Annotated in this window: 11 protein-coding genes; 8 read left to right on the plus strand and 3 right to left on the minus strand. The window is 75.0% G+C overall.

Annotated elements, in window-relative coordinates; translation table 11 throughout:
* The first annotated feature begins 50 nt into the window (after positions 1 to 50).
* From hppD to PUR61_RS23060, 4 genes are read left to right on the plus strand one after another with little or no spacing between them, the layout of a single operon-like run.
* Positions 51 to 1,061, plus strand: a complete 1,011-nt coding sequence (hppD, locus tag PUR61_RS23045) for a 4-hydroxyphenylpyruvate dioxygenase (RefSeq protein ID WP_329881245.1) — start codon at positions 51 to 53, stop codon at positions 1,059 to 1,061.
* 44 nt (positions 1,062 to 1,105) lie between these two features.
* Positions 1,106 to 2,020 carry a phytanoyl-CoA dioxygenase family protein gene (locus PUR61_RS23050; protein WP_329881247.1) on the plus strand — a complete coding sequence of 305 codons (915 nt, stop codon included), beginning with the start codon at positions 1,106 to 1,108 and terminating at the stop codon, positions 2,018 to 2,020.
* The gene (locus PUR61_RS23055; protein ID WP_329881249.1) at positions 2,017 to 3,003 is read left to right on the plus strand and encodes a thiamine pyrophosphate-dependent dehydrogenase E1 component subunit alpha; all 987 of its coding nucleotides are present in this window, start codon (positions 2,017 to 2,019) and stop codon (positions 3,001 to 3,003) included. The genes PUR61_RS23050 and PUR61_RS23055 overlap by 4 nt, the downstream gene beginning before the upstream one ends.
* Positions 3,000 to 3,962 (plus strand): alpha-ketoacid dehydrogenase subunit beta, encoded by a 963-nt coding sequence (locus PUR61_RS23060; RefSeq protein ID WP_329881251.1) that lies wholly within the window; start codon positions 3,000 to 3,002, stop codon positions 3,960 to 3,962. The genes PUR61_RS23055 and PUR61_RS23060 overlap by 4 nt, the downstream gene beginning before the upstream one ends.
* A 64-nt stretch (positions 3,963 to 4,026) precedes the next feature.
* On the opposite strand, the gene PUR61_RS23065 is transcribed toward PUR61_RS23060, so the two are convergent.
* On the minus strand, positions 4,027 to 5,376 hold the full coding sequence (locus PUR61_RS23065) for an acyltransferase (RefSeq protein WP_329881252.1): 1,350 nt from the start codon (positions 5,374 to 5,376) through the stop codon (positions 4,027 to 4,029).
* Between the two features lie 251 nt (positions 5,377 to 5,627).
* On the opposite strand from PUR61_RS23065, the gene PUR61_RS23070 reads away from it, so the two are divergent.
* The 3 genes from PUR61_RS23070 (at position 5,628) to PUR61_RS23080 (ending at position 10,117) form a co-directional block, all read left to right on the plus strand.
* Positions 5,628 to 7,991, plus strand: coding sequence for an FHA domain-containing protein (locus tag PUR61_RS23070; RefSeq protein WP_329881253.1), 2,364 nt, complete (start codon positions 5,628 to 5,630; stop codon positions 7,989 to 7,991).
* Between the two features lie 87 nt (positions 7,992 to 8,078).
* Positions 8,079 to 8,672 (plus strand): hypothetical protein, encoded by a 594-nt coding sequence (locus PUR61_RS23075; protein ID WP_329881254.1) that lies wholly within the window; start codon positions 8,079 to 8,081, stop codon positions 8,670 to 8,672.
* A 428-nt stretch (positions 8,673 to 9,100) separates the two neighbouring features.
* Positions 9,101 to 10,117 carry a serine/threonine-protein kinase gene (locus PUR61_RS23080; RefSeq protein WP_329881330.1) on the plus strand — a complete coding sequence of 339 codons (1,017 nt, stop codon included), beginning with the start codon at positions 9,101 to 9,103 and terminating at the stop codon, positions 10,115 to 10,117.
* A 49-nt stretch (positions 10,118 to 10,166) separates the two neighbouring features.
* On the opposite strand, the gene PUR61_RS23085 is transcribed toward PUR61_RS23080, so the two are convergent.
* Positions 10,167 to 11,543: a streptophobe family protein gene (locus tag PUR61_RS23085; protein WP_329881256.1), complete on the minus strand. Its 1,377-nt coding sequence runs from the start codon at positions 11,541 to 11,543 to the stop codon at positions 10,167 to 10,169.
* Positions 11,544 to 12,070: 527 nt separating this feature from the next.
* On the opposite strand from PUR61_RS23085, the gene PUR61_RS23090 reads away from it, so the two are divergent.
* Complete coding sequence (locus PUR61_RS23090) at positions 12,071 to 13,369, plus strand: DUF6777 domain-containing protein (protein ID WP_329881257.1); 1,299 nt, start codon at positions 12,071 to 12,073, stop codon at positions 13,367 to 13,369.
* A 72-nt stretch (positions 13,370 to 13,441) separates the two neighbouring features.
* Here the strand turns inward: PUR61_RS23090 and PUR61_RS23095 are convergent, their stop codons facing one another.
* Positions 13,442 to 13,885, minus strand: coding sequence for a winged helix-turn-helix transcriptional regulator (locus PUR61_RS23095; RefSeq protein WP_329881258.1), 444 nt, complete (start codon positions 13,883 to 13,885; stop codon positions 13,442 to 13,444).
* Positions 13,886 to 14,068 lie beyond the last annotated feature (183 nt).

Raw genomic sequence — 14,068 nt, forward strand, 5'->3', positions numbered from 1 at the left:
ACCCGCGCCGGACCACTCGCCAACTCGCCACCCCCCGGGGGGAGATCCCGATGTCCATCCAGTCCATCACCCACGTCGAGTATCACTGCGCCGACGCCGACGCCATGGCGGCCGGCTTCTGCGCCGACTACGGCTTCACCAGCATCCCGCCCGAGCCCGGCCACCTCGCGACGGCCGAGTCCCAGGGCGCCCGCACCCTCCTGCTGCGCCAGGGCGGCATCCGCTTCCTGCTGCGCTCCGCCACCGACCCGGCCCACCCGGTGGCCCGGTACGTGGACCGCCACGGCGAGGGCGTCGCGGCCCTCGCGCTCGGCTGCACCGACCCGCAGGCCGCCCTGGAGCGCGCCGAGCGCCACGGCGCCCGCGTGCTGGACCGGGCCGGCGGCCTGGTGGCCGGCTTCGGCGACACCTCCCTGCGGTTCGTGGCCGAGCAGCCCGCCGCGGACCACGACGAGCCCGCCGGCCGGCTGCTGGACGCCCTCGACCACGCCGCGATCTGCGTTCCGGCCGGCGAGCTGGCCCCCGCGGTGCGGTTCTGCGAGGCGGCCCTCGGCATGCACCGGATCTTCGGCGAGTACATCGAGGTCGGCGAGCAGGCCATGGACTCCAGCGTGGTGCAGAGCGTCTCCGGCGAGGTGACCTTCACCCTGATCGAGCCCGACACCAGCCGCCGCCCCGGCCAGATCGACACCTTCCTGGCCGACCACGAGGGCGCCGGCGTCCAGCACCTGGCCTTCCGCACCGGCGACATCGCCACCGCCGTGCGCACCGTCCGGGACCGCGGCGTCGAGTTCCTCACCACCCCCGGCACCTACTACGACGCGCTCGCCGAGCGGCTCGGCGGCACCGCCATCCCGGTCGACATCCTGCGCGAGCTCGACATCCTGGTCGACCAGGACCACGGCGGCCAGCTGTTCCAGCTCTTCGCCCGCTCCACCCACCCGCGCCGCACGTTCTTCCTGGAACTGATCGAGCGCCAGGGCGCAGGCACCTTCGGCACCGCCAACATCAAGGCCCTGTACGAGGCCGTCGAACGGCAGCGCGCCGCCGCCTCCGTCTGAGTTCGTACGAGCAGCCGCCACGAGAGAAAGAGGAGGCCCCACCCGTGACCACCGCACCCGAGTTCCACCTCACCGAGGCCGAACGCGCTCTGCTGCCCACCCCCGAGGAGGTGGCCGGCTACCTGGAGCACGGCTGGTACCTGTCCCGCCGGCTGTTCAGCGACGAGGAGCTGGACACCCTGCAGGCCGCCACCGAGAAGTACTACGAGGGCCACCGCGACCGCGAGCTGCCCGTCCGCCCGCCGAAGCTCGCGTCCTGGGAGCCCTCGCACGGGCCGATCCAGCGGCACAACGACTACGTGCACTTCGAGAGCGAGGCGATCGGCGCGATCCTGCGCAAGCCGCTGCTCGGTGCCGTCGCCGCGCTGCTCGCCGAGGCCGAGGAGATCCGGGTGTTCCAGGCCACCCTGATCTACAAGCCCCCGGTGCCGGGCGAGCCGAGCAACCAGGTGCCGTGGCACTTCGACAAGCACTACTGGCAGACGTCGAGCTCCGACCGGATGCTCACCGCCTTCCTGCCGTTCCACGAGTGCGGCGAGGAGAACGGCACCATCACGATGGTCGACGGCAGCCACCGCTGGCAGGAGCTGCCCTCCGGCGAGGACTCCACCCGGCACTTCGCCGACCGCGACCGCTCCGAGCTGGACGCCATCCTCGACGCCAACGCCGCGCACAACGGGCAGCAGGTGCGGAAGGTCCCGATGCACATCCCGCGCGGGCACGTCAGCTTCCACCACTGCCGCACCTACCACGGCAGCGGCCCCAACCTGGCGTCGTTCCCGCGCCGGGCCGTCTCGCTGCACCTCCAGGACGGCGCCAACGAGTACCGCGGCGCCACCCGGCCGGACGGCGGGACCGTGGTCTACAACCACGACGTGGTGGTCCGCCGCACCCCCGACGGCCGGCCCGACTACGCCGACCCGGACATCTGCCCGACGGTCTGGCGGGGAGACCTGTGACGGGGACCGCCGCCCTCGACACACCCGAGCAGCGGTACCGGATGCTGCGGCTGATCCGCTCCTTCGAGGAGCAGGCGCTCGGCCTGGTCAAGTCCGGCGTCATCACCGGCGGCATCCACCCGTACATCGGACAGGAGGCCGTCGCGGTCGGCGTCTGCGCCGCGCTGGCGCCCGGCGACCGGCTCACCTCCACCCACCGCGGCCACGGTCACGTGCTGGCCCGGGGCGTCGACCCGGCCCGGCTGCTGGCCGAACTGGCCGGCCGGGTGGATGGGTTGAACCGGGGCCGGGGCGGCTCGATGCACGCCGCCGACCTGCGGCTCGGCATCCTCGGCGCCAACGGCATCGTCGGCGCCGGCGCCCCGATCGCGGTCGGCGCGGCCTGGGCCGCACGGCAGGCCGGCGAGCCCACGGTGGCGGTCGCCTTCTTCGGCGACGGCGCGCTCAACCAGGGCGTACTGCTGGAGTCGTTCAACCTGGCCGCGATGTGGCGCCTGCCGGTGCTCTTCGTCTGCGAGAACAACGGCTACGCCACCACCCTGCCCGCCGAGACGGCCGTGGCCGGCAGCGCGCTCGGCCGCGCCGCCGCCTTCGGCATCCAGGCCGCCGCGGTCGACGGCATGGACACCGAGGCGGTCCGGACCGCCGCCGAACAGGCGGTCGCCCGGGCCCGGGAGGGCGGCGGACCGGCGTTCCTGGAGTGCCGCACCTACCGGTTCGAGGGTCACCACACCATGGAGCGCCGGATGAAACTGAACTACCGGTCCGCCGAGGAGGTGGACGCCTGGCGCGAGCAGGACCCGCTCCCCCGGGCCGCCGCCGCGATCGGCGCCGACCGGGCGGCCGAACTCGACGCCGAGGTGACCGCCGAGCTGGCGGCGGCAGAGCGGTTCGCGCTCGACTCGCCGCACCCGGACCCGGCCGGCGCGGCCGACCACCTGTACGCCTCCGGGCTTCGCCCCCGGGCGGGGGCGGTGACATGACCCGGCTCTCCTACACCAAGGCACTCAACCGGGCGCTGGCCGACGAGCTGGCCGAGGACCCGGCGGTCTGCGTGTTCGGCGAGGACATCGGCGCCGGCATGGCCGGGCCGACCCTCGGGCTGCTGGACCGGTTCGGGCCGGAGCGGATCGTCGACACCCCGCTCTCCGAGCAGGCCTTCACCGCGATGGCCGTCGGGGCGGCACTGGCCGGGCGGCGGCCGGTGCTGGAGTTCCAGATCCCCTCGCTGCTGTTCCTGGTCTTCGAGCAACTCGTCAACCAGGCGCACAAGTTCTCGCTGATGACCGGCGGCCAGGCGAGCGTCCCGCTGACCTGCCTGGTCCCCGGCTCCGGCTCCCGGGACGGCTGGGCGGGGCAGCACTCCGACCACCCGTACAGCCTGTTCGCGCACGCCGGGGTGAAGACGGTCGTGCCGGCCACCCCGACCGACGCCTACGGGCTGCTGCGTTCGGCGGTCCGCGACCCGGACCCGGTCGTGGTCTTCGCCCCCGCCGCCGCCCTGCCGGTCCGGGAGACGGTCACCTGGGAGCTGGCACCGATCCCGCTCGGCACCGCCCGGGTGCACCGGCCCGGCACGGACGTCACCCTGGTCGCCGTCGGCCACCTGGTGCACGACGCGCTGGCGGTCGCCGAGGAGCTGGCCGACGAGATCTCGGTCGAGGTCCTCGACCCGCGCACGCTGTACCCCTTCGACTGGCCCGCACTCGGCGAGTCGCTGGAGCGCACCGGGCGGCTGGTCGTGATCGACGACTCCAACCGCAGCTGCGGCATCGGCGCGGAGGTCCTGGCCACCGCCGCCGAGGAGTTCCGGCTCATCGCGCCACCGCGACGGGTCACCCGTCCGGACGGCACCGTGATGCCGTTCGCACCCGCCCTCGACCGGGCCCTCCAGCCCGGCCGGGAGCAGCTGCGGCACGCGCTGCGGGCCGTCATGAAGTAGGCGACCGGGACACGGTCGGGCAGGATGCGGAGCGGGGGCGGCCACGGTGGCCGCCCCCGCTTCGTCACACCACCTTGGGTACCGCCCCGAGCAGCGCCGGCAGCTCGTCCGCCGGGTCGCGGAAGCGGTGCAGCGCGGCCCGGCCGGCGTCGCCGCGCAGCTTCGCGGCCAGCCGGGCCGGAAGCACCACGGTGGTCAGCAGGCCGGTCCCGTGGAAGCCTTCGACGCTCCAGGAGACCCACGGCAGCGGATAGTTGGCGGTCGGACTGAAGAACACCGGCCGCTGCCCCTGGAAGCTCACCTCGTACAGCCCGAAGCGGCTCCAGTTGGAGAAGCTGAACCGGCGGTGCTCCGGGTCGAAGCCGAGCGGGACGCACTCCTGCAGCCGGGGGCGCCCCAGCTCCTCCAGGAAGCGCAGGTTGGACCGCAGGTTGAGGTGCCGGTCGGCGTAGCCCAGCACGGCCGAGCGCAGCGCCCCGGCGAGCACCGCCGGGCCGTCCGCGGGGGCGTACGGCAGGTGGATGTCGCCGAGCAGGTTGCCGAGCAGGGAGTCCGGCAGGCCGAGCGGCCGGCGCACGTTCACCGGGACGGTCAGCGTGCGCGTCTCGGCGTCGCCGTCCAACTGCCGCACGGTGTGCACCACCTGGGCGCAGACGGCGTCGCCGCCCGAGACCCGCAGGCCGGCCGCGGCGCTGAACTCCTCGCGCATCCGGGCGATCTCGGCGTCGCCGAAGTACAGCTGGACGGTGCGGTTGGCGCGCGGCCCGGCCGCGACCTCGCGGGCCAGCAGTGCACTCTCCTCCGGGCCGGGCAGCCGGAACCCGGGGCTGCCGCAGTCCTCGGCGGGCAGGACCTTGTCGAGCAACGCGTCCTGGTCCTCGACCAGTTCGGCGACCGGAAGTTCCTCGCCCTCGACCGCCGCCGACCAGGCGCGCAGCAGCAGCGCGAAGCTCTGCAGGTCGCCGATCGCGTGATGCCAGGAGCAGCCGAGCACGGTGCCGCCGTCGGCGGTCCGGGTGACCCGGACGGTCAGCAGCGGCCCCTTGCCGGTGCGGGCCGCCGGGGCGTCGACCGGGTCGGCCAGATCGGCGCCGGGCAGGGTCACCCGCCCCATCGCCTCGGCGAGCGTGCCGTCGACGCGGTAACTCTCCAGGGGAACACCGGAGTCGTCGCAGACCGCCGTCAACACCCCGTCGACGGTGTGGAGTCGGCCCGCGAACACGGGGATCCGGGCCAGCGCGCGGGCCAGTCCGGCGGCGAGCCGGTCCTCGTCCAGCGCGCGTTCGAAGAAGAACACCACGGAGACCGAGAGGTCGGCGAGCATGGTGTCGACCAGCCCGCAGCGCAGCACCGTCCCCGGGGCCGAACCGGCCCTGACCAGCCGGGTTTCGCTCAACTGTGGCCAGACACTCATGGGTCCATCCCTGGGCTCGCGGGGACAGCCGTGCGGACCACCCGGACGACCGTGCAGATCACTCCCCGAACGATAGGGCAGCGCACCGGTGTTGATCCAGTGGTCCAGTCCAATTCGTGAGAGGCCCGCCCTGCCGGCAGCAGACCCGGGGGCTGCGGCCGGTCCTGCGGGCAGCTCGCGGCAGCCCGCGGCAGGTCCTCGGCCGGGCCGTGACCAGGCCGAGGACGGCGCCCGGGACTAGACTCCGAACCATGGGAGAGCGCCCAGGCGCGCCCTCGGCGCCGCCCCTGGTACTCGTCACCGGCACGGACTCGCGACTGCTCGACCCGCGCCGGGCGTATCACGTCGGCCGCGACCCGACGAGCGAGATCGTCCTCGACGACCCCCGGGTCTCGTGGCACCACGCCGTGCTGAGCGTCGCCGCCGGCCACTGGCGGCTGGAGGACGTCGGCAGCACCAACGGCACCTACACCGACCACCACCGGATCCGGTCCGAGGACGTCGGCCCCGGCACCCGCCTGCGGTTCGGCAACGCCGCCGACGGCCCGTCCGCCACCTTCGCGGGCCTGCCCGAACCCGCGGCCGGCGAGCGCCCCTCGCTCGTCGCCCCGCAGGCCTCCGGCACCTTCCGCCGGCCCAGCGCCGTCCTGCGGCTGCCCGACCGCAGCGTGCGGATCGGCCGGGCCACCGACAACGACCTCGTGCTCGACGACCTCGTGGTCTCCCGGCACCACGCCGAGCTGCGCACCCTGCCCGGCGGCGGCCACGAGATCGTCGACCTCGGCAGCCACAACGGCACCTACCTCAACGGCCAGCCCGTCCAGCGGGCACCGGTCGGCCCGACCGACATCGTCGGCATCGGCCACTCCGCGCTCTGCCTCGCCGGCGACGAGCTGGTCGAGTACACCGACACCGGCGAGATCTCGCTCAACGTGCAGAACCTCGTGGTCCGGGTCGGCGCCGACCGGCGGGTCCTGCTGGACGACGTCTCCTTCCCGCTCGCCGAGAAGGCCCTGCTCGCGGTGGCCGGCCCCAGCGGCGCCGGCAAGTCCACCCTGCTCAACGCCCTCACCGGGCTGCGCCCCGCCGACGAGGGCACCGTCCTGTACGACGGCCGCGACCTCTACCGCGACTACGCGGAACTGCGCCGCCGGATCGGCCTGGTGCCGCAGGACGACATCCTGCACACCCAGCTGACCGTCCGCCGCGCCCTCTCCTACGCCGCCGAACTGCGCTTCCCCGGCGACACCGCGAAGGAGGAACGGGAGGCCCGGGTCTCCGAGGTGATCCACGAGCTCGGCCTGGACAGCCGGGCCGACCTGGTCATCTCCAGTCTCTCCGGCGGCCAGCGCAAGCGCGTCAGCGTCGCCCTCGAACTGCTCACCAAACCCTCGCTGCTCTTCCTCGACGAGCCCACCTCCGGCCTGGACCCGGGCATGGAACGCTCCGTGATGCAGATGCTGCGCGGCCTCGCCGACGACGGACGCACGGTCGTCGTGGTCACCCACAGCGTGCTCAGCCTGGCCGTCTGCGACCGGCTGCTGGTGCTCGCCCCCGGGGGGCGGACCGCCTACTACGGCCCGCCCGACGAGGCGCTCGACTTCTTCGGGTTCACCGAGTGGCCGGAGGCCTTCGAGGCGTTCGAGAACGAGGACCACGCGGCCTGGCAGCGCCGGTTCCGCGAGTCCCCGCTCTACCGGCGCTACGTCTCCGCGGAGGCGCTGCCCCCCGCCCGGCCCGTACCGCAGGAGCCGTCGGGCGGACAGCCCGGACCGGAGCCCCCGCAGGGCTGGTTCTCCCAGCTGGGGACGCTGATCCGCCGCTACACGTCGGTGCTCGCCGCCGACCGGCTGTTCCTGACCGTCATGATCGCCCTGCCGTTCCTGATCGGCGTGATGTGCCGGGCGATGGCCGGCACCCGGCTCTCCCCGGACAACGCGCTCAACTGCCTGCTCACGCTCTGCATCGGCGGTCTGCTCACGGGCTCCGCCAACGCGGTGCGCGAGATCGTCAAGGAACGGCCCATCTACCAGCGGGAGCGGGTGGTCGGGCTGTCCCGCTCCGCCTACCTGGTCTCCAAGGTGGTGGTGCTGGGCACGATCACGGTGGGGCAGGCCGCCGTCCTCACCGTGGTCGGCCTGGCCGGGGTCGACCTCACCCCGACCCTGCCCAACGGCGTCCAGGTCGAGACCGGGGTCCTGCTGCCACCGCTGGTCGAGCTGATCATCGCGGTCGCCCTGCTCTCCTTCTCCGCCATGATGCTCGGCCTGCTGGTCTCGGCGACGGTCCGCAAGGAGGAGGCCACCATGCCGTTGCTGGTGCTGCTCTCCGTGGTGCAGATCGTCTTCAGCGGCGCCATGCTGAAGCTGTACGCGGTACCCGGTCTGGAGCAGTTCGCCTGGCTGGTGCCCTCCCGCTGGGGTCTGTCCGCGATGGCCCGGACCGTCGACCTGCACGCCGTCTTCCCGACCACGATCACGGCCGACCCGCTGTTCCGGCACGACCGGACCGGATGGCTGTTCGCACTGGTCATGCTGGTGGCGCTGGCGGCGGCGCTGTCCGTCGCCGTGCTCGCCCTGCTGCGCAGGCAGGAGCCGACGATCATGCGGAAGTAGCGGACGGAGGCGACGGGCGGCGGAACCGGGAAGCAAGGGAAAGCGGCGGAAACAGCCGGGAGACGGACGAGAGACGGACGAGAGCCCATGGACGAGTTCGCGTTCCGCCCCACCCATGTCGCCCCGCCGGACGGCCTGGCCAGCTGGGTCACCCCCGACCCGGCGCAGCCGACCGCCCGGCTCGATCCGCTGCTGCCGGTCCGGCTGATCGCCCGCGAGGGCGACTGGGCCCAGGTCCTCTGCTCCAACGGCTGGACCACGTGGGTGGACGGCCGGCTACTGGTCTCCCTCCCCGGTGTGCCCCCCGGCGCGACCGGCCCGCCCGCCCGCACCGCCGACCCGCGCCCCGCGCTCGCCGAGGTGGAGGGCCGGCTGGCCCGCTACCGCTCGATGCTGGAGGACCTCGCGGCGGGCAGCGCCGACCTGGGGACCTTCCAGGACCGGGCCCGCGGCCTGCGGATCGGCCTGGTCATCGACGGCGAGGCGCTCTGGGTGTACGACCCGGCGCACGACCGCTGGTGCTACTGCGACGGCCTCCAGCTCCAGACGTACACCGCCACCGACCGTCCGCATCCGGCGGCCCCGGCGACGCCCTCGACCCCGGTCCCGCCGATCCCGCCGGTCGCTCCGGTCTCCCCGGACGACGGGACGTACGAACCCACCCGGGCGGTGGAGCTGTGATCCCGCCGACCGGCCGGCCCGGGCCCACGCCGGACGAGCCGGCACCGGACGAGCCCGGGCCCGAGGCCCGGCCCGCGCCCGAGCGTGAACCCGACCGCGGGCCCCTCACCACGCCGAACGTGCCACCGCCCGACGACCCGCCCCCCGCGTCTCCCCCCGCACCCGTACCGTCCGCGACACCCACGGCCAGGCCCGCACCGACGGTCGAGCCCGCCGCACCGGACGCACCTCCCGCACCGGACCCGGCACCGCCCCCGCCCCCGCCCCCGCCCCCGACCGCCGTCGGTGACGACCCCGGCCCCGGTGGCGGCCCCGGCAGCACCGGCAGCCCTGCCCCCCGACGCGTCCGCGCCGAGCGGCCCGACCTCCTCGACGACCTCGACGACGACTTCGGGGACGACTTCGGCCCGCCCAGCCTGCCGGCCGGCATGGTCGGGCGCCGGGTCGCCGGCTACCGGCTGGAGTCGGAGATCGGCCACGGCGGCATGGCCGTCGTGTACCGCGCGAAGGACCTGCGGCTCGGCCGCACCGTCGCGGTCAAGCTGCTCGCCCCCGAGCTGGCCCGCAACGAGGTGTTCCGGCAGCGGTTCATCCACGAGTCCCGGGTCGCCGCCGCGATCGACCACCCGCACATCATCCCGGTGTTCGAGGCGGGCGAGGCCGACGGCATCCTGTTCATCGCGATGCGCTACGTCGAGGGCGGCGACCTGCGCGGTCTGATCAAGCGGGGCGGGCCGTTCCCCGTCGACCGGGCGGCCGGGCTGGCCCTGCAGATCGCCTCCGCGCTGGACGCCGCGCACGACCACGACCTGGTCCACCGCGACGTCAAGCCGGGCAACGTGCTGGTCGCCGCCGGCACGGACAGCGAGCACCCCGAGCACCTCTACCTGGCCGACTTCGGCCTCACCAAGAAGTCGCTCTCGCTGAGCGGGCTGACCGGCGTCGGCCAGATCGTCGGCACCCTGGACTACGCCGCGCCCGAACAGATCTCCGGCCGGCCGCTCGACGGCCGCTGCGACCAGTACGGCCTCGGCTGCGTGGTCTTCGAGATGCTCGCCGGGGTGCCGCCGTTCCGGCGCGAGAGCGACCTCGCCCTCCTCTGGGCCCACCTCAACGACCCGCCGCCGACCCTGCGCGACCACCGTCCCGACCTGCCGGCCGCGGTGGACGAGGTGGTGTCCCGGTCGCTCGCCAAGTCCCCGGGAGACCGGTACGCCGGCTGCTTGCAGTTCGTGGCCGAGCTGCGCGCCGCAGCCACCGTCCTGCCGGGGGCGGGGCCGCCCGCGAGCCAGTGGGCGGCGGCCGGACCGCCGACCCAGGTGGTCCCGACCCACCACACGGACGCGTACGGGGGCACCGCGTACGGCGGCCCGCACGCGGGTGCCGCTCCCGGCGTCCCGGAGCCGCCCGCCTGGGCCGACCCGGTGGTCCGTCCGCCGCGCTGATCCGCACGCCGGGGTGACGCGTCCCGCCCCCGGCGCTGCGCTTCAGCCGTTACCGCTGCTCGCCGGGCGCCTGCCCCCGGCGCTTCAGCCGGGCCGCCACGAGGCCGCCGAGCCAGCCGGCGACCAGCCCCCACCCGGCGGCCAGCGGCACTGCCGTCCACAGGACGGGGCTGAGCACGACCGTCCCCCCGGTCAGGGCGGCCGCCGGGCCGACCGGATCACCGACCTCCGGGCCCAGGACGGAACTCAGCAGGTCACCGAGGCCGCCCTCCCCGAGGCCGACGCCCAGCACGGAGAGCCCGTAGTCGGCCGAGACGCGCGTCCAGACGCCGACCAGCAGTACGGTGACGGCCGCCGCCGCGGCCAGCCGGACGGCGTGCTGCCAGAGCCGGACCCCGCGCGGCGAGCGGTAGGCGGCCAGCAGACCGGCCGCGAACATCAGGACCCCCGCGAGCGGAAGCAGCCACCACGCCCGTGCGTCCTGCTCGGCGAGCGTGCCGAGGCTCACCGTGCCGTCCTGCCCCTCGGGGGTGCGCAGCACGGCGGCCAGCGGCTTGGGCACCGGCAGGCCGAGCGCTCCGCTCAGGTGGCCGCTCCACTCGGCTCCGAGGCCGACGCCGAAGGCGATCCAGACCAGGTTGGGCAGGGCGAGCAGCACGACGGCGGCGATCTCCCGGGGGCTGCCGTTCACGACCGCCGTCCCGACCGCGGCCACCAGGCCGAGCGCCACGTAGCCGAACAGCACCGCCAGCATCGCGAACGCGGCCGGCCGGACGGCCTGTTGGAACGGGACGAGGGCGCGCGGCAGCGGGGCGCGGCGGGACACCGCGAAGGTGATCGCGAGCACGACGAGGAGCCAGAGCAGCCCGAGGCCGAGCGTGGAACCGGGGTCGGCGTGGAAGCCGACCTCGGGCGACAGTCCGAGGGCGCCGCCGAGCTCCGCGACGAGGTCGTTGCCGAGCGGGACGGCGAAGGTGTGCCGGGCCCCCAGGGTGAGCAGGACCAGCGCCACCAGCCAGACCACCGCCGTCCGGGCGGCCCGGCCGACCAGTTCGCCGCCGCCCGCCACGGCCCGGAAGCGGAGCTGACGCAGGAACACCTCGGCCACGGCCAGCGCGCCGACCAGGCCGACCGAGAGCGGCATGGCGGTGATCCCGGCGTCCACCGAGGCGAAGAACCCGGCGCCGCCCTCCAGTTCGACCGATCCGCCGACCGCGAGCACGAGCGCGGCGGCCACCACGTACGGGAAGCCGCCGCCGGGCAGGGCGTCGGCACCGGCCGCCCAGAGACCGAGCGCGGCGACCGCCGCCATCGCGGCGAACCCCGCGGCGACCACCGCGAGCGCGTCCAGCCACCCGCGCAGGGCGCCGGGCGGCCCGGCGGCCCCGGTGGGCCGCCCCGGGTGCGGACGGGCCTGCTGCTGCATGCGGGCCTCCTGATGGCTCCGATCCCCCGCGCCACGACTCCGGACCCCCGCGCGCCTCGCTCCAGGGTGACCCAGGACCGGCCGGCCCGCCCGGCCGCGCCTCGGGCCGTTGCTCCGGACGCCGCGACGGCGGGTGACCGGGTCGCGGACGACCGGGTCGCGGGTGGCGCGGCGGGTGACGCGGCGGGGCGACCACGGCTTGCTGTTGCGACGGATCGGGAGCGGGGGGAGAAATGGATCCCAGTGGCAGGAGCCTCCTGCGCCGACCGGACTCGCCGGCCGCCTGCGAAACGGAGCCCTCGATGAGTTCCCAACCACCTCCGTCCGGCCCGCCCTCGGGACCTCCCTCCGGACCCCCGTCCGGGCCGCTCTCCGGGCCGCCGTCGGGCGGCCGCTCCGGACCGCCCGGACCCCCGTCCGGACCGCCCTCCGGTGCCTCCGGCGGGCCCTCCGGGGGACGTCCTACGCCGTGGTGGCGCTCGGGCCGCAAGGCCGCGCTGGTCGCCGGCACGGCCGTGGTGGCCGTGGTGGCGACGGTGCTGATCGTCAACAACAGCGGCGGCGGCAAGCAGGACGACGCCGTGCCGACCGCCAACGAGGTCGCGCTGCAGTCCCCGCAGGACCCGGGACCGGCGCCGTTCACCCCGTCGGTGGAGACCGAGGGCGTCCAGGCCCCGGCGCCGGCCTCCACCCCCGCGCAGCCGGCCACCACCCGAACGGGTGGAGCGGCGACCACCGGAAGCACCGCCGCCGCGACGACGCCGGCCGGCATCCAGAGCGTCGAGGGAACGTCGTCCGGCCTCTACGGGGGCACGATGTCCAAGCCGAACTGTGACATGGAGAAGCTGGTCTCGATGACGTCGACCGGCGACAGCGGCCGGGCCTGGGCGTCCGCCCAGGGCATCGACCAGTCCGAGAACCCGGCCTACCTGCGGTCCCTGACCCCGGCGTTCCTGCGGGTGGACACCCGGGTGACCAACCACGCGTACAAGGGCGGCGCGGCGGTCGGCTACCAGGCCGTGCTCCAGGCCGGTACGTCGGTCCTGGTGGACGCGCAGGGCGTGCCCCGGGTGCGCTGCGGCTGCGGAAACCCGCTGAAGCCGCCGACGCTGGTGTCCGACGCGAAGTACACCGGCAAGGCCTGGGCGGGCTTCCAGCCGTCCGCCACCGTCGTCGTGGTGCCGGCGCCCAAGCCGGTGGCCGAGATCCTGCTGGTGAACGTCGTGACCGGCGGCTGGTTCGTCCGGGTGACCGGGCAGATCGAGATCGTCGACCGGCCCGCCCAGCCGCCGCGCGGCCCGCTGGCGCCGGGTGTCCCGCCGCCGGCCCCGATGACGCCGACCGGACCGTCGGGCTCGGGCTCCACGTCGACCTCGCCGTCCTCCTCGGGGTCGACCTCGGGTTCCGGTTCTGCGACCGGCTCGGGTGCGACGTCGGGGACGCCGTCGGGTTCGACCTCCGGGTCCACCGGGCCGTCCAGCGGGTCGGCGACCGCCTCCACCGCGACGCCGTCCTCGGGTTCGGCGACGGCCTCGACCGCCGGGGCGACCTCGTCCGGGGCCACTCCGTCGAGCGCCTCCACCGGGGCGACCACGTCCGCGCCGCCGACCAGCGCGGCGCCGACGACCGCCGGCGGGACACCGTCGACGGTGACCTCCGCCGCCACGGCGACCACGGCGACCACGACGGCGAGCACCGCCGTCCGGTCGGCCACCGGCACGACCACGACGGCCGCCTCCGCGCAGCAGACCGCGGCGGTCACTCCGACCTGTTCCACCACGCAGCCGTCCACGCTCCCGCCCTGTCCGACCCCGGAAGCCGGCTGAGCCGACCGGCCGCCGGAGGCCCGCCGTCACCCGCCCCTCGACCGGGCGGGCGACGGCGGGCCTCGTTCCGGGCTACGGCAACAGCACCTCGGCGTCGTCCGGACCGAGCATCCGGCCGTCGGCCGCCCGGACCTCGATCGGGGCGATCGGCGCGCCGTCGACGCGGTCCACCAGCCGGGCGCGGGGCTCGTCGCTCTCGAAGAAGTACTGCTCGCCCCACTGGCGCAGCGCCGTGACGACGGGGAACAGCGCGCGCCCCTTCTCGGTGAGCACGTACTCCTGGTAGGGGCTGCCGTCGGAGGCCGGGGCCGTCTCGAAGACCCCGCCGGCGACCAGGCCGGCGAGGCGGGCGGACAGGATGTTCTTCGCCAGTCCGAGGTTCTTCTGGAACTGACCGAACCGGCTCAGCCCGTCGAAGGCGTCGCGGACGATCAGCAGCGTCCAGCCGTCGCCGACGACGTCCAGCGGCCGGGCGACCGGGCAGGACGACTCCTCGTGCGTGGTGCGCCTGGGCACGCGCGCCTCCTCTCACCTGCGGTTCCCTCCGCCCGGGGGCGGGGTTTCACCGTGCAACCCTAGCGCGCGACCAGCGGATCCCCATGCGGTTGCTTATTGAAACCAGACTGTGCCAGGGTGGCGTGGTAGCACATTGAAACCGCATGGGGCCCGGCCACGTCCGGGCCCCCGCCCGCCCCCAGG

Source organism: Streptomyces sp. BE20 (assembly GCF_036322525.1).
In the GTDB taxonomy this organism is placed as follows: Bacteria; Actinomycetota; Actinomycetes; order Streptomycetales; family Streptomycetaceae; genus Kitasatospora.

What these genes read in the sequence shown, in the direction of transcription:
- hppD (WP_329881245.1), top strand. Translation starts at nt 51, where the DNA reads ATGTCCATCCAGTCCATCACCCACGTCGAGTATCACTGCGCCGACGCC.
- PUR61_RS23060 (WP_329881251.1), top strand. Translation starts at nt 3,000, where the DNA reads ATGACCCGGCTCTCCTACACCAAGGCACTCAACCGGGCGCTGGCCGAC.
- PUR61_RS23065 (WP_329881252.1), bottom strand. Translation starts at nt 5,376, where the DNA reads ATGAGTGTCTGGCCACAGTTGAGCGAAACCCGGCTGGTCAGGGCCGGT.
- PUR61_RS23070 (WP_329881253.1), top strand. Translation starts at nt 5,628, where the DNA reads ATGGGAGAGCGCCCAGGCGCGCCCTCGGCGCCGCCCCTGGTACTCGTC.
- PUR61_RS23075 (WP_329881254.1), top strand. Translation starts at nt 8,079, where the DNA reads ATGGACGAGTTCGCGTTCCGCCCCACCCATGTCGCCCCGCCGGACGGC.
- PUR61_RS23080 (WP_329881330.1), top strand. Translation starts at nt 9,101, where the DNA reads ATGGTCGGGCGCCGGGTCGCCGGCTACCGGCTGGAGTCGGAGATCGGC.
- PUR61_RS23085 (WP_329881256.1), bottom strand. Translation starts at nt 11,543, where the DNA reads ATGCAGCAGCAGGCCCGTCCGCACCCGGGGCGGCCCACCGGGGCCGCC.